Source organism: Candidatus Aeolococcus gillhamiae (assembly GCF_016464765.1).
GTDB lineage: Bacteria > Chloroflexota > Dormibacteria > Aeolococcales > Aeolococcaceae > Aeolococcus > Aeolococcus gillhamiae.
The window spans coordinates 28104-52841 of the sequence record NZ_JAEKNS010000145.1 but is presented as its reverse complement, the minus strand read 5'-3'; the positions used below and the strand labels follow the sequence as shown (position 1 = coordinate 52841).

20 protein-coding genes are annotated in these 24738 nt (G+C 69.1%); 7 read left to right on the top strand and 13 right to left on the bottom strand.

From position 1 onward, the window contains the following. Window positions 1-12: 12 nt before the first annotated feature. The 9 genes from JF886_RS14605 to JF886_RS14565 form a co-directional block, all read right to left on the bottom strand. Entirely contained in the window at window positions 13-867 is an 855-nt protein-coding gene (locus JF886_RS14605; protein WP_337313721.1) for a hypothetical protein, read from the bottom strand. Further along, complete coding sequence (locus JF886_RS14600) at window positions 864-1790, bottom strand: hypothetical protein (RefSeq protein WP_337313719.1); 927 nt, start codon at window positions 1788-1790, stop codon at window positions 864-866. The genes JF886_RS14605 and JF886_RS14600 overlap by 4 nt, the downstream gene beginning before the upstream one ends. A gap of 42 nt (window positions 1791-1832) precedes the next feature. Then, on the bottom strand, window positions 1833-2798 hold the full coding sequence (locus tag JF886_RS14595) for a Two component regulator three Y domain-containing protein (RefSeq protein WP_337313718.1): 966 nt from the start codon (window positions 2796-2798) through the stop codon (window positions 1833-1835). Further along, window positions 2795-3265, bottom strand: coding sequence for a GNAT family N-acetyltransferase (locus JF886_RS14590; protein ID WP_337313716.1), 471 nt, complete (start codon window positions 3263-3265; stop codon window positions 2795-2797). Before JF886_RS14590 ends, JF886_RS14595 begins: the two co-directional genes overlap by 4 nt. Continuing rightward, complete coding sequence (locus JF886_RS14585; RefSeq protein ID WP_337313715.1) at window positions 3262-4341, bottom strand: N-acetylneuraminate synthase family protein; 1080 nt, start codon at window positions 4339-4341, stop codon at window positions 3262-3264. Before JF886_RS14585 ends, JF886_RS14590 begins: the two co-directional genes overlap by 4 nt. A 146-nt stretch (window positions 4342-4487) precedes the next feature. Then, a complete protein-coding gene (locus JF886_RS14580) occupies window positions 4488-5555 on the bottom strand; it encodes a GNAT family N-acetyltransferase (RefSeq protein ID WP_337313713.1) in 1068 nt (355 codons plus the stop codon). Continuing rightward, window positions 5556-7295, bottom strand: a complete 1740-nt coding sequence (locus JF886_RS14575; RefSeq protein ID WP_337313710.1) for a capsular polysaccharide export protein, LipB/KpsS family — start codon at window positions 7293-7295, stop codon at window positions 5556-5558. Continuing rightward, complete coding sequence (locus tag JF886_RS14570) at window positions 7292-8020, bottom strand: class I SAM-dependent methyltransferase (protein ID WP_337313708.1); 729 nt, start codon at window positions 8018-8020, stop codon at window positions 7292-7294. The genes JF886_RS14575 and JF886_RS14570 overlap by 4 nt, the downstream gene beginning before the upstream one ends. Before the next feature lie 27 nt (window positions 8021-8047). Continuing rightward, window positions 8048-9118, bottom strand: coding sequence for a glycosyltransferase family 2 protein (locus tag JF886_RS14565; RefSeq protein WP_337313706.1), 1071 nt, complete (start codon window positions 9116-9118; stop codon window positions 8048-8050). Window positions 9119-9221: 103 nt separating this feature from the next. Here JF886_RS14565 and JF886_RS14560 point away from each other — a divergent pair, with 103 nt between their 5' ends. Then, window positions 9222-10187 carry an NAD-dependent epimerase/dehydratase family protein gene (locus JF886_RS14560; protein WP_337313704.1) on the top strand — a complete coding sequence of 322 codons (966 nt, stop codon included), beginning with the start codon at window positions 9222-9224 and terminating at the stop codon, window positions 10185-10187. A gap of 371 nt (window positions 10188-10558) precedes the next feature. On the opposite strand, the gene JF886_RS14555 is transcribed toward JF886_RS14560, so the two are convergent. After that, complete coding sequence (locus tag JF886_RS14555) at window positions 10559-11926, bottom strand: nucleotide sugar dehydrogenase (protein WP_337313702.1); 1368 nt, start codon at window positions 11924-11926, stop codon at window positions 10559-10561. 149 nt (window positions 11927-12075) lie between these two features. On the opposite strand from JF886_RS14555, the gene JF886_RS14550 reads away from it, so the two are divergent. The 3 genes from JF886_RS14550 to JF886_RS14540 all read left to right on the top strand — a co-directional run bounded on the left by JF886_RS14550 (window position 12076) and on the right by JF886_RS14540 (window position 16708). Further along, window positions 12076-13479 (top strand): exopolysaccharide biosynthesis polyprenyl glycosylphosphotransferase, encoded by a 1404-nt coding sequence (locus JF886_RS14550; RefSeq protein ID WP_337313699.1) that lies wholly within the window; start codon window positions 12076-12078, stop codon window positions 13477-13479. 110 nt (window positions 13480-13589) lie between these two features. Further along, window positions 13590-15731 (top strand): DUF6541 family protein, encoded by a 2142-nt coding sequence (locus JF886_RS14545; RefSeq protein WP_337313697.1) that lies wholly within the window; start codon window positions 13590-13592, stop codon window positions 15729-15731. A 53-nt stretch (window positions 15732-15784) separates the two neighbouring features. Beyond that, a complete protein-coding gene (locus JF886_RS14540) occupies window positions 15785-16708 on the top strand; it encodes a class I SAM-dependent methyltransferase (RefSeq protein WP_337313695.1) in 924 nt (307 codons plus the stop codon). A gap of 10 nt (window positions 16709-16718) precedes the next feature. Here the strand turns inward: JF886_RS14540 and JF886_RS14535 are convergent, their stop codons facing one another. Beyond that, complete coding sequence (locus JF886_RS14535; RefSeq protein WP_337313693.1) at window positions 16719-17951, bottom strand: glycosyltransferase 87 family protein; 1233 nt, start codon at window positions 17949-17951, stop codon at window positions 16719-16721. A gap of 100 nt (window positions 17952-18051) precedes the next feature. Between JF886_RS14535 and mce the strand changes: the two genes are divergently transcribed. Beyond that, window positions 18052-18477, top strand: a complete 426-nt coding sequence (mce, locus tag JF886_RS14530; protein WP_337313691.1) for a methylmalonyl-CoA epimerase — start codon at window positions 18052-18054, stop codon at window positions 18475-18477. After that, a complete protein-coding gene (locus tag JF886_RS14525) occupies window positions 18474-20054 on the top strand; it encodes an acyl-CoA mutase large subunit family protein (RefSeq protein ID WP_337313689.1) in 1581 nt (526 codons plus the stop codon). The genes mce and JF886_RS14525 overlap by 4 nt, the downstream gene beginning before the upstream one ends. 123 nt (window positions 20055-20177) lie before the next feature. On the opposite strand, the gene JF886_RS14520 is transcribed toward JF886_RS14525, so the two are convergent. Further along, window positions 20178-21740 carry an adenylate/guanylate cyclase domain-containing protein gene (locus JF886_RS14520; protein WP_337313687.1) on the bottom strand — a complete coding sequence of 521 codons (1563 nt, stop codon included), beginning with the start codon at window positions 21738-21740 and terminating at the stop codon, window positions 20178-20180. Between the two features lie 48 nt (window positions 21741-21788). Here JF886_RS14520 and JF886_RS14515 point away from each other — a divergent pair, with 48 nt between their 5' ends. Next, window positions 21789-23444, top strand: coding sequence for an acyl-CoA carboxylase subunit beta (locus tag JF886_RS14515; protein WP_337313685.1), 1656 nt, complete (start codon window positions 21789-21791; stop codon window positions 23442-23444). Between the two features lie 105 nt (window positions 23445-23549). Here the strand turns inward: JF886_RS14515 and JF886_RS14510 are convergent, their stop codons facing one another. After that, the gene (locus tag JF886_RS14510) at window positions 23550-24734 is read right to left on the bottom strand and encodes an AI-2E family transporter (protein ID WP_337313683.1); all 1185 of its coding nucleotides are present in this window, start codon (window positions 24732-24734) and stop codon (window positions 23550-23552) included. Window positions 24735-24738: the final 4 nt, after the last annotated feature.

The following is a 24738-nucleotide window of genomic DNA, read 5'->3' as shown; positions in this document are numbered from 1 at the left end:
GGCGGAAGGGCGTCAGCCATGGTGCAGGCTGAATGGACCCTCACCGTACCGCACCATGACGTATGGCTTCCCGTTTTCCGTGAGCAGGCCATCGACCTCCAGCCGAATTTTCTGAACGGCGCCCCCCGCAGCAACAAGGTCCCCCGCGGCGACGGAGACGCGAATCGCACCGTGGGCGGGTACGGATGCGGTGCGCTCGACCACCGTCCTGCTGTCCGGATGCGTGACCCAGCGAATGGTGGTTCGACCCGCCGCAGGGCTGTGGTTCACGAGGTATGCGTCGACGCGCCGCAGGTCCTGCGCGTCGATCAACCGTTTGCTCGTCCACGGACCGCCGCGGTGCCAGCGGCTTCGAAAGGTCAGGCTGCCAAGGCGGCCGACGCCGAACGCCTCTCCGTAGTACTGGTCGATCGAGTGCACGTACGCCACGCTGCCACCGGCGTCGTAGTACCCCATCCAGAAAGGCGACTGGGTCATGGCCCCATCCGGCCCGGACTCGACGAGCCGCTTCGCGTACGCCTCGCCCGGGTCCACGTCGACGGCGACGGTACCCAATGTGGCGGTGCTTCCCAGCTCGGCGAGTACGCCCGCGACCGGGAGTGTCAGCGAGGTGAACGGAGCCAGCTGGCGACTGACGTCCCCGAGGACTCTTCCTCCGGCATCGAACACGCGAACGTGCGCATCGACGGGCTCGGTGACGTCGGGCAGGAACATCGAATAGAAGTGGTGCAGGTGCAGCCGGCTGTGGACACCATCCTCCTCGATGAAGCAGTGCGCGTAGGCGCGGCGAGGCAGCCGGCCGCCGGGATTGGACAGCCGCCGCGCCACGACAATGCCGCGCCGGGCGAGCGATCGCGACGTGCTCACGGCGCACGACCTTCAGCATGGTCGAAAAGCAGCTCGCGCACCCGCCGGTTGGCCGCCTTGCGCACGTCACCGCCCCACCAGGGGATGTAGTACATGGGCGGCAGCGTGTGATCACAGGCCAGCCCGCCGGAGCGGTCGTTGCGTGTGATGGAGAGTGGCACCACGCTGCCCTTGTCGGAGAAGCCGACGACCATCCCGTTGCCGCCCAGCTCCACGAAGCGCTCAAAGACGCCCGCTGCACGGAGGACCCCGCGCGAGCTCACTCGTGTGAAGCCGTACGCCGGTATCCGGACGGTGTGGTTGGCAAGCCGCTCACCGTTGGCCGCGATGAATGCGAGGTCGAAGGAGATGTCCAGCTGATAGTCCGCAGACGTCGAGATGTTGAGGAGCACCAGGTTCGTGTCCGTCTCATCATCGACGAGCAGTTTCGGTGACTGCATCAGTGTGCTCCGGGTGCCGCCGAAGCGCGGGTCGTTCATCGGAATCGACTGGTACGCAAGCCCCGCCGCGACCGACCACTCCTTCGAGTGGTATTCGATGTATTCATCCGACACTGCGACCTGGTCGAAGATCGCGCTCAGCTCGATGTCCACGGCGTCGATGCCGACGTACCGGCCTGGGGTGAGGTGGAAGATGCCAAGCACATCCTCGCCGTCGGTGTCGATGGTGCGGCCGGGACCGACGTGGTCGTCCACCTCGACGACGGTGAACCCGCCGGGCTTGATCACCTCGAATCGGTCGACGGCGCCGAGCCGCCGCCCGCCGGCGCTGAACGCCTCGAACGACACGTGGAGATCGTCGACGAGCGGGCTCGACTCCGTAGTGCCGTTTGCAAGAGAGACCCGGGTGCGATACCCCAGTTCGCCGAGGGTGGCGAAGTAGCACATCTTGATGTACCGGGGATCGAAGCCCTTGATGAGCACGAAGTCCCTCCGTGAGCGGCCCGCCGGCAGTTGGGTCGCAGTCTAACCGCGGCGGTCGGCGTGGTCGGTACGGGTGCCCGGCCGGCCGCGCAAACGGAGGGCACGAAGGATCCGACCGCCCATGGTTCGGGCGTTTCGCCAGGCGCCGACCGACGCCGGTCGACCGCGAAAGGTGCGTTCGCGCTGGTAGCGGGTGACATCGATGGGCCGGCCGTCGAGGAGGCAGTCGACGGCGTCGAGCAGCAGCGGGCGCGTGGCATGCTCGCTTGTGTGGCCGCCCGAGCGCCGGGCGTCGAGTGCCACCGAGCCGCCTGCCGCAGCCCAGGCCAAGGACAGGGGTTCGACCTGCTCGCCGAAGACGCCCTCGTCGTCGCGGCACGCCTGGACGAACAGACGCGGTGGCGGCTGGGGCTCCCCCCACTCGTCGATGATCCGGCGGACCTGCCGCGTGTAGCGGTGGTTCTGGCTCGACACCGGGTCGCCGTCCGGGCAGATGAAAGCAACGTGTCGCCAGCGTCCTTGTCGTTGGGCGCACACATCGAGGTCGACGTGTGGGCTGATCGCGACGATACCCCTGACCCCGAACTGCAGCCCGAACTTGAGTGCGGCAGTCGCTCCCATTGACGACCCCATCGTCACCGTCTCGGACGCCGAACGAGCGGAGGACTCCATCACGGTCGTGATCACCTCGGTCACCGCGCGCTCCACGAAGAAGTCACCAGCCTCGCCGGTGTAGTACGTGCCATTGCCGTCAGCCCCGTACTCGTCGCAGACGAAGAGCCAGTCGAAGTCGACAACGTCGCCGAGCATCCGCAACCTGTGGAAGTGGCCCTGGAACGCCGCTCGATACTGGCGGGCATCACCCCATTCGCCGAAGAAAGCGCTGAAGTGAATGACCAGGCCACGCGCTCCCGGATGGGTGACGTGCACGTAGTGCAGGACGTGCCCGGCTGCATCGCGATACTCGCGGACCTGGTCCGACCACTGCTGTCGCGTTGTGGACGTCACGGCCACTCGAATACCAGGAACCCGGCATCCGCAGAGGCCATCCGTCGAAACCCCGCGCGCGTGAATGCGCGAAGTGACACGCTGTTGTCCGGATGAACGAGCGCCCTGAGCCTGGTCACCGCACCGGTGGACAGCACGCCTGCCTGCATCGCTTGCAGGATCGCCGACCCGACGCCTCGTCCGCGCTGCCCGGCGGCGACGGCGATGGACACCGTGCCCGTGTCGTCGTCGACATCGAGGCGGACCTGGCCGACCGCGACACCGTCCTCCTCAGCGATCCAGAGGCGAGTGGCGGGGTCCCGCAGCCGTCGGGCAAGCCATGCTTCGTGCTCGTCGAGCGTCACCGCCCTGCCGCTGACGCTGAAGCGCACCGCGTCGTGGTCATTGCGCCATTGGAAGAGCAGCGCGACATCGTCAGGGCGGACCGGACGCAGCGTCACCCGCGGGTGTTGCGCCCCGGCGTTCACCGCTCCAGATCGTCCCACTGGAGGACCTGATCGCGCACCACGTCGTGTGCCACGTGCCGTCCCACGACCTGGTCGAGCGCGTCGACCGGGATTCCGAAGCCGGGCCGCTTCACGGCGATGTCGGCAGGAGTGATCACACCGCCGGCAAGCAGGTCACGCGCGGCGACCAGGCTGCGCCGACCCAGTCGGAACATCTCGGCTTCGGCCTCGGTGACACGTTTCACGCTCGAACCGAGCGATGCCTCCGTCTCTCTGATGGCGACGACCATCGCGGCAAGCTCGTCAGGCTCGAGAGCGAAGGGATGGTCGGGCCCCTCTTGGTCGCGGCTCAGCGTGTAGTGCTTCTCGATGGCGCAGGCACCCAGCGCCACCGCGACCACGTCGGCGGTGTTGCCCATGGTGTGGTCGGACCAGCCGACCGGGATGTCGAACGCGCTACGCAACGTCTTGATCGCCAGCAGGTTGAGGTCCTCGAACCGCGGCGGATAGTTGACGGCGCAGTGCATGAGCAGGAGATCGCGCGCGCCCGCGGCCGCGGCGGTGTCGAGAGCGCGCTCGATGTCGCCGAGCGAGGCCATCCCCGTGGAGATGAGCAACGGCTTCCCGGTACGCGCTGCGTACTGGATGAGCGGCAGGTGATTCACCTCGTACGACGCGATCTTGTACGCCGGCACCCCCAGGTCCTCGAGCAGGTCGATGGCCGCCTCCTCGAAGGGTGTCGACAGGAAGGTGATGCCTGCGCTGGCCGCGTGGCGCGCCAGATCCGCGTGCCATTCCCAGGGGATCTCGACGCGTTTGATCAGCTCCCAAACGGATTCGCGCTCTCCCACTAGGCCCTTGTCCTTCAGGTAGCTCATCTCCGGCGTCTGCCGCGAGTACAGGCCTTCGGCGGTGTACGTCTGGAACTTGACGGCGTCCGCCCCCGCTTCTGCGGCGACGTCGATGAGACGCAACGCGGTGTCGAGGTCGCGGTTGTGGTTCGACCCGGCCTCGGCGATGACGTAGCAGGGATGCCCGGGCCCAACCGCACGATCGCCGATGCGGAACTCAGGGCTGCCGTAGACGCGCGCGCTCACTATGGCGTGGTGCCGGCGAGCGCCTGGGGTTCGGACACGTTGCCGATGGTATATGGGCCGGGCCGGCGTCGTTGCGTCGGGCAGTTCGACCGGGTGATCAGCTTCTGGCCGCCTGTCTCCCATGAGGTCCTGGAGCAATTCCGGGTTTACGTCGCGTATCGCTCGATCCTTGACCCCATGGCACGTCGATATGCCTCTTTCGAGAACCACTTCTCACGCACCATCAGTGGCACGGTTCCCCCACCGAACCCGCGCTTGAAGCGTGCGATGCCCAACTGCTTGTCCGACGGCACGTCGTGCGGAAGCGGCCCGAACTGCTGGAGGCCCAGCTCGTAGCGACGAAAGCCACGCGCCTTCAGCCAGTCGATCGCGGCGGCGTGGAGGACGTGGCCGATCGGTTCTGCGGCGTGGTCGGGGTGGTTGGCGGCGGACGCGTAGTACGCCGCGCCCGCGTGGAGGATAAGGTAGGTGAATCCCACCGCGGCGTCGCCTCTCACCGCCTTCACGAGCGCAGCAGCTCCGGTGGTGAGCCATGACTCCATCAGTCGGAACGTCTCGTCCGGCCGGGTCACCCGGCCGGCAGCGAGCGCGTGCATCGCCCGATACGCCGGGAAATCGGCGATGGCCTGCTCGCCCGTGGTCACGCTCGTGTCGAGCACCCGCCGACCGCGGGTGACGTCGGCGCGATGACCCTTGGTCATCGACGTTCGGAGGGTCTGCGCGTCCACGTCGAGGTCGATCACCTGCGACGAGAGGCTGACATCCGTGTAGCCGGCCCGGGTCGTGGCTGCAATGAACACGGGCAGGTGATCCCGCCAGCCCGCCGCCAGCGGGCTGAGCTTCAGTGCGACGGAATCGACCCCGTGCTGTTCGGCCAGCTCGTCGACGTGATGCAGGGCGGCGCGGAGCGCGGCGTCACCCTGTGACGGATCGAGTGTGGCGGCGACAGCAGGTGACCAGCACGCGTCGCCGCCAAACGAGAAGCGCTGACCGTCGTAGTGCTCCGCGGCCTTCTCGACCATCAGCGGTACGAGCGCGAGCGGTTGCGTGCCCTCGACCACCGCGAAGGCCAAGCTGCGACTCGCCAACGCCGGTCGGTACGCGAGTGTGTAGTCTCGCCAAGCGGTGGTGTGCCAGAACCAGGCGCCGCTCGCGTCCTGGCACAGACGGTCCCACTCCCGGTCTCCGAGCTCCGCGGCCGCGACGACGTCCACTCAGTGGGTCTCCGCCGTCGCGGGTGTGATCACCGGGCCGTCGCCCGTCAGCACGCCGTCCACCACGCGGTCGAGTCCGGCGTGGCGACCGGGCGCGAGGTCGTCGGCCGACATCACTGTCACACGTGGCCGGCTGCGGCCCTCCTCGTGCACGACCTCGAGGAACTGGTGGTAGCGGAAGAAGAAGAGATACGCGTATCGGCGTGCCAGCTCGGCGATTCGCGCACGCTCTTCGGCCTCCGGCGGTGCAGCGACAGCGGTCTCCAGCGCGCGCCAGTAGTCGTCGGCAGCGTCGGGATCCAGGGTGAACCCACGCTTCCCGTAATGGGTCTTGGCAGCGCAGATGACGGGAATCCCCTGCGCGGCCATCTCCAGGCCGATGGTCGACGTGTATACCAGCCCGACCGACGTCATGCCGATCAGCGCGTACGAGCTGACGTCGCTCTCCGCGTGCACCACCCGCACATTGTCGGGAAGGCGTGCGAACTGGGTGGCGATGTGGTCGGCCATGCGCTCACGTGACACGTGGTTGGCAAGCTTCACCTCGGCGGGATGTACCCGGAGCACCACGTCCACCGATGGGTTCCGCTGCGCCCAGCGCACGACCTCGACCAGCCATCTGCCCATGGATGGGAACGCGACGTCCTTGTCCTGGATGGCGCTGTCCCAGAGGATGTTGAGGAAGACCCCCACCACGGGGTGACCGTCGCGCAGGCGCAAACCGGCCCGGATGTCGGCCGCGTCCTCGACCCGCGTCGCCCAGAAGTTGTCGAGGGTTCTTCCGCCACGGACGCGTTCGTCGAGGTAGGTTTCGATGGTGCGCAGCTGGTCGGCCGTCAGCGCTGTGCCGGCAGCCGCATGCCATGTCGCCTCGCCGGGGTCGAGGTCGTCTGCACCAGCACGCCAGCGGCCGGCGAGCACCGTGTCGGTGAGGAAGCCCTTTTCGTACCGCGTGACCGGGATCTCACGTCGCGACGCCAGCTCCGCCAGGATCCGCTCCGGGAAGAACGCGCCGTTGAGGACCAGGATCCGGTCCGGCCGCACCTGGTCGAGCAGCTGCGTGAACGCCTCGCGCAGAACCATTCCGCTGACCAGGAATGAGCGGTAGGTCCGCAGGGTCTCCGCGTCGTCGAGCAGAGTGCCGCGCGAGAGGAACCACGCCACCGACGTCCTGACGAACCGGCCGAGCGCGAAGCTGTCCACCGAGTAGGCGTCGCAGTCGGCCACGGACCGCAGTGCGGCGGTGCGCGCCCGTGCCGTCGCGGTCAGCGCGCCGATGTCCACCAGGTCCTTCACGCGGATGGGGTCGAACCCCGCGGCAGCGATGGCGTCGTGCGCGTAGCCTGCGCAGGAGTGGCATGGCATGGGCGGAGCCGCATGCACGGGTGCGACGTCGCAGACAGGCAGGCGGCCTCCACACATGGCGAAGACCGGTTCCCAGCCGCGACAGCGCGCGGCGTGGGCGATCGTGGCCTCGGTCACCGTGTGCGTGGACCAGCCCCGTGTCGACAGGATCAACAGGCGCCCCACCGCCGCACGGGGCAGCTCGCAGGCTGTGTCGCGCAGCCGTCGCAGGTCGTCCATCTCCACCGGTTCGAACGGCGCGGGGAGATGAACGGCGTGCGCGGCGTCGCGGGAGATTCCCCAGCCTTCGCGCAGGAGGATTCGTGCCCGGGGGTGGGCGTACGACCATTCGCGCAGGCGATCGACCGCACGTCTCTGCAGCGTTGGGCGCGTCACCCGCGCTTCTCGACGAGCAGGTCAGCGCGGCTGCGCTGCAGCGGTACGCCCAGCCGCGGCGCGACCCACCGCCAGCGCACTCCGGGCACCTGGCGCAGCCAGCTCTCGATCAGCCGGCGCGACAAGGGCAGGCAGTACCCAGCCGGCATGCTGCTCGGGTCCGGACGCAGCGGTTGCCGGCGGAAACGGCGGCCGACGCGCCGCGACCCCGTCCACGCTCGTCCGAGAGCACGCTGCAGCCGCGAGTGGGGGAGGTCCTCGGCGGGCAGGGGCAGGTTGCCGAAGAGCGCACGACCTCCCGGGGCGAGCAGCCCGAGCGCGCCGCGCACGAAGCGCTCGCCCTCCGCCTCGTCAGTCACGTAGTGCAGCGTGGCGTACACGAGCACGCGGTCGAACGAGCCGAGGTCGCGCAGGTCGTCCCTGGTCACGTCCGCGCAGCGGACCACGGCGTTGGGAAGCCTCTCGCGCAGCACCTCGACGGCCTGCGGCGAGATGTCGACACCGGCGTACCGTGCCGCGCGCCGCGCGATGGGCATGCCGAGCACGCCCGTTCCGGAGCCGAGCTCGACGACGCTGACGCCGTCCGGCTTCAGTTTGGCGATGACGTCACCCACCATCCGCTTCATCTCGAGAGCGGATGTCGTCGCCGGCCTGGTGCTGGCGACCACCGGGTCCTCGCTCCGGGCGACCAAATCGTGGAGGTCGCGGACGGGGTTCTCGGACACGGCGGGATCGTAGCCCGCCGCCACCGATCAGACCGCCGAGGACGTGTTCGCCCGGTGATCACGGGGGAGCTGCGGCGGCGCTCCACCACCGGTCCGCACCCCACGGGCGGCCTCAGCCGCGCCCGCCCAGAAGCCGACTCCCCAGGACAGGTGCATGACCGCGAACACGGGGGGCACGCGCACCCGCACCGCTGCCGGTTCAGCGCGGGCCGCCCGCAGGCCAGCCGCCACGCATGATGCCGCGTAGACCGCGGCGCCGGCGACCACTCGCGGGCGCCCGCGACGCGTGGCGGCCATGAGCGCTGCCGCCGGGAGAGCGGCCACCAGCGCGGGCGCCGCGAGGTGGTAGGGCCGGATCACCCCCAGGGTTGAGCGGGCCACCCGCACCTTGGCGCGGCCGTACCGGAAGTACTGGCGCGCCAGGGCGGTCACCGAGTCGCGGACGTGGTAGCGGGTGGGGATGTCTGGGCTGAACAGCACACGGCCGCCGCTGGCTCGGATGCGGTGGTTGAGCTCGTAGTCCTCGTGGGGCGGATAGGCTTCGTCGAAAAGGCCGACCCGCTCCAGGGCGCTGCGCCGGAAGGTTCCCGGGAAGACGGTGGGGACGTCCTCGGTGCGCTGCGAGTAGCGAAAGCGCGCGCCGCCGACGCCGAATGGCGACCGCATCGCGCAGGCGATGGCCCGCCCCATGACGTCCCGGCCGGCGCCGTCGGCGCGACCGCCCACGTTGTCAGCGCCGCTCTCGAGGAGCAGCTCGACAGAGCGGCGGAGGTGGTGCCGCGTCCACTCCGCGTGACCGTCCTGGCGCGCGATGAAGTCGCCACAGCTGGCGAGAATCGCGCAGTTCAGGCCGGCGGCCTGGGTGCGGCCGGGGTTGTCGATCAGACGCAGGTTGGGGTGCTGCCTGGCCAACTCCTCGACCAGGTCGCGCGTGCTGTCGGACGAACCGCCGTCGGCGACGATCACCTCGTACCGGTCGGGAGGAAAGTCCTGGTCGAGCACTGAGGTTAGACAGGCCTCGATGTACCGCTCCTCGTTGTACACCGGGACCACGACGCTGACGAACGGATACGGCTGCTTCGGACCGTGCGGTTCCATGTCGCCCGTTACCGTACGCTGATCGCGCTGCCGACGTGCGGTCCGGGCCGGGTGCTACGGTGCGGCCAGCGCGCGTCGGACGCCTCCACATGGAAGTGCGGAAATGCGGACACTGGTCACCGGCGGCGCCGGTTTCATCGGCAGCCACCTGGTGGACAGGCTGGTCGAGCGCGGTGACACCGTGGTCGTTCTCGACGACCTCTCCACGGGCCGACGCGCCAACCTGGCACACCACGCTGAGGGTGGTCCGGTTCAGCGGATCGAGGGGACCATCCTCGACGAGCCCACAGTCGGCGAGCTCGTGGCCGGCAGTGACCGCGTGTTCCACCTCGCCGCCGCTGTGGGAGTGGACAAGATCGTCCGCGATCCCCTCGGATCTCTCCAGGTCAACACACGCGGCAGCGAGAACGTTATCGCCGCGTGTGCGCTCAGCGGCCGGAAGGTGCTCATCGCCAGCTCGAGTGAGGTGTACGGCAAGACCAGCCGTGTCCCCATGCAGGAGGATGACGATCGCATCCTCGGGTCGACCATGGTCCACCGCTGGTCGTACGCTACCGCCAAAGCACTCGACGAGCACCTCGCATTGGCTCATGTCATGCACGGCCTGCGCACGGTCATCGTGCGCTACTTCAACATCTACGGCCCACGCATGGATCCGCGCGGCTACGGCAGCGTCATGGCCAACTTCCTCCGCCAGGCGACGCGCGGCGAGCCCATGACCGTCTACGGAGACGGGTTGCAGACGCGCTGCTTCACGTACATCGACGATTGCATCGACGGCACCCTCCTTGCGATGGAGACCGAGGCAGCGGAGGCGCAGGCGTTCAACATCGGCAACCAGCAGTCCGAGACGACCATCACCGACCTCGCTCGCATGGTCGTGGCCCTCACCGGAAGCACCTCGACGGTCGCGCACGAGACCTACGAAGCGCGCTACGGGCCGGGTTTCGAGGACACCAGGCGCCGCGTCCCGGACGCGAGCCGCGCCACCGAAAGGCTCGGCTGGACCGCGAAGGTGCGCCTCGAGGAAGGCCTTCGACGCACTCTCGAATCCTGGCCCACGGGATGAGAAGCCGGCTGACACCGCTGCATGAAGGAGTCGGTGCAACGCACGGCGCGAGGTAGCGTTGAGCGACGTGGAGAGTGTCAGTCAAAAGCTATAGAGTGCGATCGCGTCAACTGACGCTTGGCATCGGCACTCTGGCGCAAGCAATCGCGGCGGCCGCCCTTGTGCTTACGGTTCTGTTTTACACATACGTCGGGCGCTACACGCGATATCTCGCTGATGACCACGGATCCGCTTTGGGTGTCCGGATACGTGGCTTTTGGAACACGTACGTCGCTGAGTACCTCACGCATGACGGGCATTTCGCTGCGACCGCAGCACAGTTGACTGCCGCCGAGCTGCCCGAGCTACCCCCTGCGAGTTTCCGCACCCGGCTACAGCGTGTGCCAGCCGGCGCGACCCCGCCCACCGCGGACGCCGCGCGTGTCGAGCACCAGCGCCGCGTGCTGCCGCACCATGCCCCAGTCGATGTCGTCGTGCTGGGTGGTGATCACAACCAGGTCGCTGGCGCCCAGCTCTGTTGGGCTCAGGTCCGCTCGCGACAGCCTGCCTCCATGGTGCAGCACCAATGAATCGACATGCGGGTCCACGTAGCGCACCTCTGCTCCCTTGGACCGGAGTTTGGCCGCCACGTGCAGCGCCGGCGACTCCCGAACATCGCCGATGTTGGGCTTGTAGGCGACGCCGATGAGCAGGATGCGCGAGCCGCGCAGGCTCTTGCCGGCGTCGTTGAGGACGTCGGTGGCGCGCTGCACCACGTAGTCGGGCATGCCGCGGTTGACGTCGTCACCGAGGTCGATGAAACGGGTGCGGTACTCGAGGTTGCGCATCTTCCACTGCAGGTACGAAGGGTCGACCGGGATGCAGTGTCCGCCGACACCAGGGCCGGGGTAGAAGGGCATGAAGCCGTACGGCTTGGTGGCGGCGCTCTCGATCACCTCCCACACGTCAACGCCGAGCCGGCGGCAGATCATCGCCACTTCGTTCGCGAATCCGATGTTCACCATGCGGAACGTGTTCTCGAGAACCTTGACCATCTCCGCCGTGGTTGCGTCGCTCACCGGGACGACCGTGTCGACGATGGTCGCCAGTGCCAGGCACGCGATCTCGGTGGAGGTCGGGTCGACGCCGCCCACGATCTTGGGGGTGGTGCGCAGCGTGAACCGCGTGTTGCCCGGGTCGATGCGCTCGGGCGCGAACGCCACGAAGACGTCGCGACCGATCACGAGGCCGGAGCGCTCGAGGATCGGGCGCAGCACCTCCTCGGTCGTGCCAGGGTAGCTGGTGCTGGTCAGCACCACCAGCTGGCCGGGACGCTGACCGGGCACGAGCGCCTCCGCGGCCGCCCTGATCGCTGAGATGTCGGGCTCGCGTGTCTCGCCGAGGGGCGTGTGTACGCAGATGTCGATCACGTCGAGGTCACCGGCCGTGGCGAGCGATGTGACCGCGGTCAGCCGATCCTTCTCCCGCGCACGCCGCAGGTCGGCGGCGATGACGTCCTCGATGTAGCTGTCGCCGCGTGTGACCGCCGCGCATCGGTTCGCGTCGGTGTCGACACCGACCACGGTGAACCCGGCCTCGGCGTACGCCACCGCTGTGGGCAGGCCGACGTAACCCAGCCCCACGATCCCGATACGGGCGGTGCGATCGCGGATCCGCTGGACGAGCCGATCGCGCACGCCGCTGTTATCAGCGGGGACGACGCCGCCGACCGGCGCTCGCCTTTCCGCCGGAAGCGTCATCGGTGACACCCGTTGTGCATTCGGCTCCTGCTGGAAGAAGGGATGGCGGCCGTAATCATAGGGGTGGCTCGGCGCACCACCCGCGCGGGCGGCCGTCGCCAAACGGTCGCGGTCAACACGTTCGGGCGCGGCGGGGTACTCTTGGCTGGATGATCGTCCACGAAGCGGACGCCCCGGCTGCACCCGCGAACGCTCTGACGGCAGAGGTGGCGACCCGTCGCCGGGGAATTCTCGTTTCCGAGCGCAAGCTGCTCCTCGCGGTCGGAGATGCCCTCCTCGTCGCGGCAGCCCTGGTGGTCGCGTTCAACCTCCATTCCGGTCCGATCCAGCATGCCGGCCTGTCCATCCCATGGCTGGGTGCGGGAACGGTCACGGCGATCTGGCTGGCGGTGGCGTTGATGGTCGACGCCTACGACCTGCGCGCCGCGGTCAGCGTGCGAGCGATCTTCCGCGTGGTCGCGACGAGCGTCGCCGTCAGCAGTGTCGTGCTGCTCGTCGTGTTCTTCGCGGTGCCGTACGGGGTGACGCGGCCGACCATCCTCATCTGGCTGCCTCTCGCGGCGTTCGCCGTGCTGTGCTGGCGCCTGCTCTATCGCCGGGTCTTCGCCCGCGCGATCTTCGCCGGCCGCATCATGCTGATCGGCGACACCGACACACGCGAGCGCATCTGGCCGCAGATCGACGGGCACATGGCCGGGCTGTACGAGACGGTGGGCAGCCTTGATCCCGCGGATGCCGGCGCAGGCGCGCGCCTTGGCGCCGCGGCCACACGACGGGAGGCGGACATCATCGTGCTCGGTGCGGACGAGGAGATCCCAGAGTCCCTGTTCGCCGGCCTGGTCGACTGCTACGACAACGGCATGGTCATCCGCTCCCTGGCCGACCTGTATGAGGAGCTGACCGGGCGGCTGCTCGTCGATCGGCTCGGACAGGGCTGGCTTCTCTCCCTGCATCAACGCAGTGAGACCTCGCGCCTCTACCGCCTGTTCAAACGATGCGTCGACATCCTCGCCGGGCTCGTCGGCGTCGTGCTCCTCGCCCCGCTTCTCGCGATCGTGTGGGTCGCCACACGCGTCGAGGACCGCGGTCCTCTGTTTCACAGGCAGTCTCGCGTGGGTCAGTACGGGCGGCCGTTCCAGATCCTCAAGCTGCGCAGCATGAGAGTCCGACCCGGCCAGGAGTTGCGCTGGACGGAGACCGAGGACGCACGCATCACACGGGTCGGCGCCGTCCTGCGCCGCCTCCATCTCGACGAGCTGCCCCAGGCGTGGAACATCCTGCGCGGCGACATGAGCCTGGTCGGTCCCCGACCCGAGCAACCTCACTACGTGGAGACGCTGCGTGACAGCATCGCGTACTACAACACGCGCCTCTCCGTGCGCCCGGGGCTCACGGGCTGGGCGCAGGTCAACTTCGGCTACGGCAGTGGCGTCGACGGCGCGCGTGTGAAGCTCTCGTACGACCTGTACTACATCAAGCGGCAGTCGGTGGCGCTGGACGTGCTCATCATCGCTCGCACGGTGCTCGCGGTCGCCACGCTCAGAGGCCGCTGAGACCAAGCCCAAGTCGACGGCTGGCATAATGCCCGCGTCCTGAGCCTCCGCCTCTGCGGAGTGTGGGCGCTCGCCCAGCGCCGACGGCTCGAGCCGGAGAGGGAGTCGTATTGGCCCTGCACGACCTCGCGCAAGCTCTCCCCGGACTGGTCGTCGCTGTCCTGCTGCCCGGGTACGCCCTGGCCACCCTGCTGGTGCCACGGTGGCGAGCGTGGGAGCGGCTCGCCGGCGCTCCCGGGTTGGCTGCGGGGTTCCTGGGCGTTCTCGGGCTCGGCATGCGGTTGGTTCACATACCCTTCGAGCCGCTCACGGTGCTCCCCTGCATCGCAGCGCTCGCCGCCGCGGCCACCTTCCGAGCGCGCCGAACGGAACAGGGCCCACGCACTGAGCGGCCATGGTGGATCGCGGTGCCCGCCCTGATCGCGGGTGGGGTCGCCGCAGGAGTGTTCGCGGCGGCTCTCTCCGGACAGGTGCTCCCGCCCGACTGGGACCCACGCGCTCACGGTGCACTTGCCGCGGCGATCGCCAGGACGCACGACGTCATCCCCGTCTTCCCGATACCGCTACAGGGCACGGCGTTCTCCTACGCGCGACCTGGTTTCGAGGCGATGACCGCCGTCGTGTCCTGGATCGGGGGGCCTTCTCCCGCGGCGTGTATGACGCCGGTCATCACTGTGTGCCTTGTCCTCATGCCCCTGGGACTCACGCTTCTTGCACTCGAGGCGGGCGGCTCGCTGGCACTCGCCGCCGTCGTGCCCCTGGTGGCGGTGGGCATGGCCTTTCCGTCATTCCAGGCGATCCTCGGACGCTTTCCCCAGGTGGTGGACTCGACCCTGGTGGTGCCGTTCATCGTTGCCGCGATGCGCCTTGTGCGCGGCCGAGAAGCTCTCGACAACGCGCTCCTGCTCGGTGTCGCAACGGCGTCCATCTGGGTGGTGCACGGCCTCGAGGTCCTCACCGCGCTCGTTGTCGGCGGGTTGCTGCTGGCGATGACCGCAGTTCGCGCATTGCGGGCGTCGGCGGGCCTAGCGCTGCTGCGCACCGGGGCTGCCGGGGTGGCCGTGGCGGCCGGGGCCGCGGTGGTCACGCTGCTGACCCGCCGGCCACACGTCTCGCTGGCTACCGTCGCCGAAGCGTCGACGATCCCGTCGCCATCCGCAGGCTCGCCGGCGCACCTGCACATGCTTCTCCAGTTGGTCGCGCAGACCGACTTTGTCAGCCCTCTGGCCGTCGGCCTCTACGTCGTCGGGATCGGGGCTCTCCTCGTCCGGCGACGGATGTGGTGGGTGCTTGTCGCGCACATCGTCGTGATCCTCGCCATGGCCGACAGCCTGTATTGGCACCACCTGGGCAGGTTCTGGCGCGACGTCGTCTTCCCCTATGGCGACGAGGATCGGCTGCTCGGGGTGCAGTTCTGGATCATCCCCTTCATCGTCGGGACCGGCCTGCTCGCCGTCGCGACGGTGATGCGGCGGCTCGCCGCTGATCGCCGTCTCGCAGTGGCGTCGAGCCTGGGCGCTGTGATGCTCGCTGGCATCGTGTATGTCCTGCGCACCCCCCTGGACCGCGCATACACCGACTTCTTCGCCAATCCCGTCGTGAACGTGCCCCCGCTCGGCGTCTTCGACCGCCTGGCGCACCCGACCCACTGGCGCATCGCCGCCATCTGCACTCTCCTTGCGCTGGTCGCCGGTTGGATCGGCCTGTGCCTGCGCACGAACGTCGCTTCAGGCCTGCGGGCCCGTTTTGGTGTTCGGAGAACTGTCGACGCCGCGGCCGCCGCCGTGGCGGTCATCGCATTGATCGGGCTTGCCCTGGGCGGGCAATCGGAGCTGGGGGTGTACCAGCGGGCCGTTGTCGACCGTGCCACGGCGACGCCCGCCGATGTTGCGGTCCTGGCGCGCATGTCCGCGGCTCTTCCCAAGGGCTCGTTGGTGCTTACCGACGGCCTCAACGATGCCGGGATCTGGGTTCTCTCGCTCACCGACCTGACGCCGCTGGTGCCGCCCGGCTCCGAAGGCGGAGCTCTCAGCCTGCCGCTGCTCGCAGCCCTCTCCCATGCCTGCGATGACCCGGCGGCCGCGGTTGCCGCTCTGCAGAACGTCGCGGCGATCTTCGTGGGTTCCCATACGATCCCCGGGAGCGCGTACCCATGGAGAGCCGACTGCATTGCACAGCTGCCCGGTGTGCGCAAGGTCGCCTCCGCACCGTGGCAGGGCACGGAGGCAGCCGGATTCGCGGTGAGCCGATAGCCCGGCGGGAGCGGCGCAGCGCGCGTGCGTCGGGGGACCGCAGAATCCCGTGTGTGAACACTCTCAAGCGCCAGCGCGCGGCGCGCTGGCTTCGCGGGTCCGGCATCGAGATCGGCGCCCTCGACACCCCGCTCGCTGTCCCCGCCGGCGTCGACGTGCGGTACGTCGATCGCGTTCCCACCGAGCAGCTGCACGACCAGTACAAGGAGCTGCCCGACGCCGACTTCGCGCCGGTGTCGATCGTCGGCGACGCCCAGGACCTCTCGGCGCTCCCGGACTCGTCCGTCGACTTCGTCATCGCCAACCACCTGCTCGAGCACCTCGAGAACCCCATCGCCGGGTTACGCGAGATGCTGCGTGTGATCCGATCCGGTGGCGTCCTCTACATGGCGCTTCCCGACCCACGTGTCACGTTCGACGTCGATCGCGAGCTGACGTCGGTGGACCACGTGGTCGACGAGTACCGCAACGGCACGTCCCACACCAGGGAGGCGCACTTCATCGAGTGGGTCGAGAAAGCCGAGAAGCACGTGGAGTGGATGCGGAGGGCGGGCGTCAGCACCGGGCCGTCCCGGGTGCGCGAGCTCATGGACCTCGACTACAGCATCCACTTCCATGTGTGGCGGCCCGACACGTTCCTCGAGTTCCTCGTCGGTGCGACGCGGGAGGCCGGCCTCGAGATGGAGATGGTGGAGTTCATCCCACGCCAGCAGGGCGACGACGAGTACATCTTCGTGTTCCTCAAGGGGATCGCCCCGGTCGACCTCGCGGTCCCGCCCGTACCGGAGGACGGGGCGGCACAGCAGCTGCACGCCGAGGTCGCGGCACTGCGTGCCGAGGTGGCCCGCCTCGCGGTGACAGCGGACCAGCTGGCCGCGGTCACTGCTTCGCGCAGCTGGCGGGTGACCGCGCCGTTGCGAGCGGCGAGCGTCGCCGCCGCGCGGCTGCGCCACCGACGCCGAGCCGGTCTGTCCTGACGGGGCGCGCTCAGGAGGGTGCGATCACCACGCTGTGGCGCCGCGGTCCAAGCTGCCAGATGAGCACCCCGGCCAGGGCCAGCAGCGCCCAGGGCACCAGCCGCCCGGGCGGAGCCGCCTGATCGGCCCCGAGGTCGACTGCCGTCGTCAGCGAGAGCGCCACCCAGCCGGCGAGCACGGCGCGGCCATGGCGTCCTGGCCAAGCGCACGCCCCGTCCCGGCCGGCGGCCCAGGCCATCATCCAGACCAGGACCGGCGCCAGCAGCACCATGTCGTGGCTGAGCAGGTGTGGTGAGGCGAGCAGGGAGAGCAGGGTGGCCGAAGCCAGGCAGGGCTCGAGGGCGCTCCGATCCCAGGCCAGGCGGCGACCGAGGCCGATGCAGGCCGCGACCGCCGCGAGGCTCCCCGCCGCTGCGAGCAGGTGCGCCGCCGTGCCGTTGCCCAGCCAGGACCCCGTCAACCCGGTGAATCCGAGCAGCGACGCCAGGGGCCAGCGCGTGGCGTCGGCGACTCCAGCGCTCACGAACCCGGACAACCCCGCGGGCCCGGCGGCGATCAGGGACGCCAGCACGACCGCCGCCAGGCCGGCCGCGGCGCCGGCGAGCACCCGCCGCTCGCGCCAGCCCAGCAGCAGCGCGGCGAGCCCGATGGCCAGGTGGGGCTTGGCGATCGCCGCGCTCGCTGCCAGGACCACGCCGCCGGCGAAGCCTCGATCGCGGCGCCACAGCGCGTACGCCCCGGCCAGGCCCAGAGCGGTGAAGCCGTCCCATTGGGCGAGGAGGCCGAGGCTCAGCGTCCCTGTCCCGGCCAGCGCGGCCAGGGCGGTGGCCAGGCGCACACCGGGCTGCGACAGGCGGGCCGGCCACGGTGCCCTGCGGAGCGTCACCACGACGGCGGCAGCGAGCATCAGCAGCTGTGCCGCCTGCCAGATCCGGTACGCCGTCGCCAAGGGCAGGACTGTCAGGGGGACGACGATGGCGGCGGCCACTGGTGGATTGACGTAGGGAAGGTTGCCGCGCCGCAGCGGGGCGATGAGCGCGGCGTGCAACGGCGCCTGGAGCGCCTGGTCGTACATCGCCGCCCCGTGCCCTTCGCGCAGCAGGGTGGCACCGACGTAGGTGGCGGTGAAGTCGGAGGTCCCGATGTTGATCGTGCTGACGCCACTCCACAGCGCCAGGTACGCCGCGAGAAGGACGAGGGCAGCGGTGGCGACGACGGCGGCGGGAAGGCGCGGCCGGGACATGGGGACGAGCCGACGGTAGCATCGAACGCGGGGCCGCTCATCGCCTCCGTGCAACGGCTCGGTGAGCGCTGTGCCGCACGGGCGTTTCATACTCGGCCGGGTGCTGACCAGGATCGACCACGTGGGCATCGCCGTCCCGGACATCGACGCCGCGGTCGAGGCGTACACCCGCCTCCTCGGACGCCCTCCGAGCCACCGTCAGCGCGTCGACTCCGACGGCATCGAGGCGGTGATGTTCGAGGTCGGTGAATCGCGCGTCGAATTGCTCGGCTCGACCGGCCCCGATTCCAAGATCGCGGGCTTCCTGGAGCGGCGCGGGGGAGGCCTGCACCATGTCGCCTACGGTGTCGACGACGTCCAGGAGGCACTCGACGAGTACACGGGCTTGGGGCTGCGCACCCTGGACAGCTCCCCACGGCGTGGCGCCGCCGGCCGGCTCGTCGCCTTCCTCCACCCGTCTGCCGGCGCCGGGGTGCTGACCGAGCTCTGCATGGCCGATCCCGAACCGGACCACGCCGCAGAGTGAGCGAAGGCGGCCCGGCGCTGTCGCACACGGAGAGCGGGCTGCCTCTCGAGCCCTCGTACGGGGCTGAGGGCACCCCCGGGTGGCCTCCGGCCGGCGAGTTCCCCTTCACGCGCGGGGTGCGACCCGAGGGCTACCGCAAGCGATTGTGGACAATGCGCCAGTACGCAGGCTTCGGCAGCGCGGCGCAGACCAACCAGCGCTTCCGCTACCTGCTCGCCGCCGGGCAGACCGGCCTGAGCTGCGCTTTCGACCTGCCCACTCAGATGGGGTACGACAGCGACGACCCCAGGGCGCGTGGCGAGGTCGGCAAGGTCGGCGTCGCCATCGACGCTCTCGACGACATGGCCACGCTGATGGACGGCATCCCTCAGGACGAGGTCACCACCTCGATGACCATCAACGCCCCGGCGTCCCTGCTGCTCTTGCTGTACGAGCTCGTCGCCGAGTCCAAGCGCATCGACCCAGCCGCATTGGGCGGCACCATCCAGAACGACATCCTCAAGGAATACGCGGCTCGCGGCACGTTCATCTTCCCGCCGCGGCCCTCGATGCGCCTGGTGACGGACACCTTCGCGTATTGCGCGCAGCGCCTGCCCCGCTGGAACACCATCAGCATCAGCGGCTACCACATCCGTGAGGCGGGTGCGACCGCCCCGCAGGAGATCGCTTTCACGCTGTGCAACGGCATCGCATACGTGCAGGCCGCCGTCGATGCGGGCCTCGCCGTCGACGACTTCGCCCCCCGGCTCAGCTTCTTCTTCAATGTCAGCAATGACTTCTTCGAGGAGGTCGCCAAGTTCCGCGCGACGCGCGCCATCTGGGCAGAGGTGATGCGCGATCGTTTCGGCGCCCGCGATCCACGCAGCCTGGCGCTGCGCTTCCACGCCCAGACCAGCGGTGCGACTCTCACCGCGCAGCAGCCTCTCAACAACGTGGTGCGGGTGGCCATCCAGGCGCTGGCCGCCGTCTGCGGCGGCACGCAGTCACTGCACACGAACAGCTATGACGAGGCCTTGGCGCTGCCCTCCGAACAGGCGGCTGAGATCGCGCTGCGGACGCAGCAGGTCATCGGGTTCGAGTCCGGCGCCGCAGCCGTTGCCGACCCGATGGGCGGGTCATACCTGGTCGAACGTCTCACCGCCGATCTGGTCGAGGCATCGCGTGCGCTGATGGCGCGCGTCGAGGAGCGCGGTGGCGCGGTCAGCGCCATCGAGGAAGGCTTCTACCAGCACGAGATCCAGGACGCGGCGTACCGGCACCAGCAGTTGGTCGAGAGCGGGGAGCGCGTCATCGTGGGCGTCAACCGGTTCACTGAGTCCTCGCAGCGCGAGGTTGAGATCCTCCGCATCGGCGCCGAGCTCGAGGCGGAGCAGGTCGACCGCATCGAGAAGCTCCGCGCCGGCCGGGACGCCGCAGCGGTGACGCGCCACCTCGACGCGGTGCGTCGTACCGCAGAGGGAAGCGACAACCTGCTGCCGGTCATGCGAGAGGCGCTCGCGTCACTCGCGACCGTGGGCGAGATCTGCAATGCGCTCCGCGACATATTCGGGGTCCATCAACCTGGTGGGGACATCTGATCGGGGCGGGACGGCATCGCTCCGGTCGCTGGTGCTCACGGGCGCTTCGGAGCTAACTCGGCTTCGCCGAGTGGATCTCCTCGCTGCTCGCAATGCTCCCTCCGCGATGCCGTCCCGCCCCGATCAGGAGACCGCTGTAGGAGTCCGAGAGGTGTCGACGGGGGCGTAGACGCTCGCCGGGCGCTCGCGGCCTCGCAGCTCTACGTCGCCTCGCGATTCCCACTTGGCCTGCTCTTCGGCGCCGACGGCGTCGACGCTGGCGCTGTCAACGAGCACTCGGCCGGGTGCTCGCTTTGCGAGGGTGCACAGCCGTGACGCCACGTTGACGGGATCGCCGATGACCGTGTACTCGTACCGCTGTGCGCTGCCGATGTTGCCCGCGACCACGGTGCCGCCGGCGACCCCGATGCCGGCGTCGAGGTCGGGATGGCGGCGTCGCAGTTCGTCGAGGTCGTTGCTGAGCCTGCGCGCGGCGCGCAGCGCGTGCACGGCGTGGTCTTCTTGAGGCACCGGGGCTCCGAAGATGCAGAGGGCCGCGTCTCCCTCGAACTTGTTGACCCAGCCACCCTCTGACTCGACGGCGGCGACGACGGTGGTGAAGAAGTCGTTGAGCATTGCCACCAGGCGAACCGGTGGCAGGGTCTCAGCCAGCGCAGTCGAGCTGCGCAGGTCGATGAACAGCACCGAGACGTCGCGCTGCTCGCCACCCAAGTTGGTGTTGTCCACCGCGTAGCGCGCCACGTCCGTGCCGACGTGGCGGCCGAACAGCTCACGCAGCTGCTCGCGCTCGCGCAGCCCGGCGGTCATCCTGTTGAAGCGCAGCTGCAGGTCGCCGATCTCACCGCTGTCCTGGATCGGGACCGTCGCCGAGAGATCGCCGTCGGCGACGCGCTCCATGGTGCGGTGCAGCGCCCGGAGAGGGTCCGCCACCGAGCCTGCGGCGAGCACACTGGTGTACGCGCCCACCAGGATGCCCGCGCCCGTGAGCAGGCCGAGCAGGATGAACAGCCGGCCGTGGTCCGCGCCCTGCTGCTCGACGAGAGTCAACGCGATGCCCAGCAGCGGTATGCCCGAGCCCAGCCCCCACGCCAGCAGGAGGCGGGCGCGAACGCTCGGCGCGCACGCAGTGATCTCCGGCAGCACCTCACGCAACCTGGTCACCACCGGCCGCATGCCGCGCTCGAGGAGCAGGAACGCGATCGCACAGGTGGTCAGGCCACCGAGCAGCACGGTGAGCACGCCGCGGAAGACGAGGATGGGCTCAGCCTGGAGCACGACCGCGAGGAGGAATCCCACCATGGCGGCCGCGCCCACCCAGTAGATCGCGCAGTACTGCGTGTGCCGCCACTGGTTGCGCAGCACCTCCTGCAGCTTGGCCGGCGGCACCGGCTCCTGCGAGGTGAGCACCTCCTCTGCGGTGGCGGCGATGCGCAGCGCCACGACCGAGCCGAGCACCAGCGTCAGCGCCAGGTACCCCGCGGTCGAGAAGCCCAGGATGGCGAGCCCTCGGTTGGTCACCGCCCCGCTCGGGAACGCCAGCACGCCGATGGCGAAGGTGATCGCCGCGCCGGCGATGTTGGCCAGCCCGAGCGAGAGCGCGGTCATCCACCGGGCTTTCTGGATCTCCGGATCCGAGCGGGTGAAGATGCAGCGCATCTCGCGCCGCGCGTTCAGCAGGGCATCCACCGCAGGCATCGTACCCCGCGGTCCGGCCACCGCGACTATCCTGCGCGCATGCCGAGGACGATCCGCAAAGGTGTGCCGCCTGAGGGCGCGGGCGACGCCGAGGAAACGCCGGACGGCGCCAAGGTTTCATCGAACGGCACCACGGGCACGCCCGGATCGGTGACCGAGCGGTCGATCAACCTCCTGCGCAAACGCCGCTATGACGCCGTCCATCGCGAGGGCGCGGCGGAGCGAACTCAGCATCCCAAGGGGAAGCTGACCGCTCGCGAGCGTGTGGAGCGCTTCCTCGACCCCAGCTCGTTCACAGAGATGGACGTCTTCGCGGTGCATCGCAACAGCAACTTCGGCATGGAGGAGCGCAGGGTGCGCGGCGATGGGGTGGTCACGGGCTGGGGCACCGTGGACGGCCGCCAGGTGTTCGTGTTCAGCCACGACGCATCGGTGTTCGGCGGCTCACTCGGCGAGGTCTTCGCCGAGAAGGTCACCAAGATCATGGACCTGGCGGTGCGGACAGGCTCGCCATGCGTCGGCATCAACGACTCCGGTGGCGCGCGCATCCAGGAGGGTGTCGTCTCGCTCGCCGGCTACGCGGAGATCTTCTACCGCAACGTCGAGGCCAGCGGGGTCATTCCCCAGCTCTCCCTGATCGTCGGGCCGTGCACGGGCGGCGCGGTGTACTCGCCGGCGATGACCGACTTCATCTTCATGGTGCGCAAGGTCGGGTACATGTTCATCACCGGTCCCGACGTCATCAAGGTGACCACCGGCGAGCGGGTCAGCTTCGAGGACCTGGGTGGCTCGGACGTGCACAACCAGCGCAGCGGCGTTGCCCACTTCAACGCCGACACCGAGGACGAGGCGTTCGCCCAGATGCGCGCGCTGCTCGGCTACCTCCCGGCCAACAACCACGAGCAGCCACCGTACCGGCCCACGCTCGATGACCCGATGCGTGCCGACGCGGAGCTCCAGTCGATGGTTCCCGACAATCCCAACCAGCCCTACGACATGCGTGCTGTCGTCACCCGGGTGGTGGACGACGGCGAGTTCCTCGAGGTCATGCCGCACCACGCCCAGAACATCATCTGCGGCTTCGGCAGGCTCGACGGCCACTCCGTCGGCGTGGTCGGCAACCAGCCGCGCGTGCTCGCCGGCGCGCTCGACATCGAGGCGTCCATCAAGGCGGCCAGGTTCGTGCGCTTCTGTGATGCTTTCAACGTGCCGCTGGTGACGTTCGTCGACGTGCCCGGTTTCCTTCCCGGCACCGACCAGGAGTACGGGGGGATCATCCGCCACGGTGCCAAGCTGCTCTACGCGTATTGCGAGGCGACGGTCCCCAAGCTCACCGTGATCACCCGCAAGGCGTACGGCGGCGCGTACGACGTCATGTGCAGCAAGCACATCCGCGCCGATTACAACGTCGCGTGGCCCACCGCCGAGATTGCGGTGATGGGTCCCCAGGGCGCGGTCAACATCATCTTCAAGCGCGAGATCGCCGCCGCCGACGATCCGGCGGCGCGCACCGCGGAGCTGATCAGTGAGTACCGCGAGCAGTTCGCCAACCCGTACTACGCTGCCGAGCGCGGCTACATCGACGACGTCATCGAGCCCAAGCAGACGCGCGCGGCGCTGATCAAGGCACTGCACATGACCATGGACAAGCAGGTCACGCTGCCCCCACGCAAACACGGCAACATACCGTTATGAGAACAGCCCCGTCAGAACCGTCAGCGCAGGCGACTTCACGTCGCCGGAGCTGACACCGCTGAGCTGGGGGGTGCCCGAGGGGGGAACGCAGTTCCCCCTTCGCTTTCACCGTGGATTGAGTCGGCGGCCTCCCTCGGTTGGGCCGGCACGATGTTCGGCGGAGAGGGGGGTGTACGCGCGGGCGTAGGCCTGGTCGTTGCGGCCCTGAGTGGTGTGGATGTAGGGAACCACCACCCGGAGGAACACCACCTGCAGCGCGGAGGCCACGGGGACGGCAAGCAGCGCCCCGATCAGGCCCTGCAGCGCACCGCCGATGAGCAGCGAGACGACCACGGCCAGGGCGGGGAGCGACACCACCCGGTTCATCACCTGGGGTACGACGAAGTTGGCGTCGATCAACTGCACGATGAGCAGGACCACCAAGACCAGCACCGCGTGCCCCGCGCCCAGCGTGAGGCCGAGCAGGAAGGGGGGGACGATGCCGAGGAAGGGCCCGACCAGCGGGATGGCCGCGGTCAGCCCCGCGAAGATGCCGAGCAGCACCGGGCTGGGCAGGCCGAGCGCCGTGCAGGCCACCCCGGTCAGCACACCGACGACCACCATGTTGATGGCGGTGGCGCGCAGGAAGCCCCCCATTCTTTGCCCCATCTCCCCGAAGACGTCGCCGGCCAGCGCCTGGTGGCGCAGCGGCAGCAGGTCGACCACAAAGCGTTTGAGACGGTCCGAGGTGATCAGCCAGAGGAAGCCGATGACGAGGACCAGGATGAGGTTGACGATCACGCCGACGATGTAGCCGCCGATGGTGAGCAGCACGTTCTTGGCGGTGTCCAGGCTGCCCGCAAGCGTGTTGCCGATGTTGGGGCTGCCACTGCCGCCGAGGTTGAGAGCATGCTGCCACGAGGCCACGGTTGACTGGATGCTCGCCTGGTAGCTGGGCAGGTGGCGAGCCAGGCTGGTCGCCTCGTCGACGATGGGCTGCACCAGGAGCGTGATCAGCAGCGCCAGCACGGCGATGAAACCGAGGTACACGACGGCGATCGCCGCCGGCCGCGGCAGGCGGCGGTCCTCCAGCCGGCCGACGATTGGGCGCATCCCCTCAGCGAAGACGATCGCAACCAGGAGGATGAGCAGAAGGTCGAGGACCTGGCGCAGCACTGTGAGCAGGCCAAGGATGGCGATGACGATGAGGGCCGCCACGACCAGCGTGCGCACCGCCAGGACCGGGCGTTCCACCACCACCGGGCGGAGCGCGCTCCCGGCGGGCTCCTCCGGGGCCGCTGTGTCGGGCATGGCG

What these genes read in the sequence shown, in the direction of transcription:
- JF886_RS14565 (WP_337313706.1), bottom strand. Translation starts at nt 9,118, where the DNA reads ATGGAACCGCACGGTCCGAAGCAGCCGTATCCGTTCGTCAGCGTCGTG.
- JF886_RS14560 (WP_337313704.1), top strand. Translation starts at nt 9,222, where the DNA reads ATGCGGACACTGGTCACCGGCGGCGCCGGTTTCATCGGCAGCCACCTG.
- JF886_RS14555 (WP_337313702.1), bottom strand. Translation starts at nt 11,926, where the DNA reads ATGACGCTTCCGGCGGAAAGGCGAGCGCCGGTCGGCGGCGTCGTCCCC.
- JF886_RS14550 (WP_337313699.1), top strand. Translation starts at nt 12,076, where the DNA reads ATGATCGTCCACGAAGCGGACGCCCCGGCTGCACCCGCGAACGCTCTG.
- JF886_RS14535 (WP_337313693.1), bottom strand. Translation starts at nt 17,951, where the DNA reads ATGTCCCGGCCGCGCCTTCCCGCCGCCGTCGTCGCCACCGCTGCCCTC.
- JF886_RS14515 (WP_337313685.1), top strand. Translation starts at nt 21,789, where the DNA reads ATGCCGAGGACGATCCGCAAAGGTGTGCCGCCTGAGGGCGCGGGCGAC.
- JF886_RS14510 (WP_337313683.1), bottom strand. Translation starts at nt 24,734, where the DNA reads ATGCCCGACACAGCGGCCCCGGAGGAGCCCGCCGGGAGCGCGCTCCGC.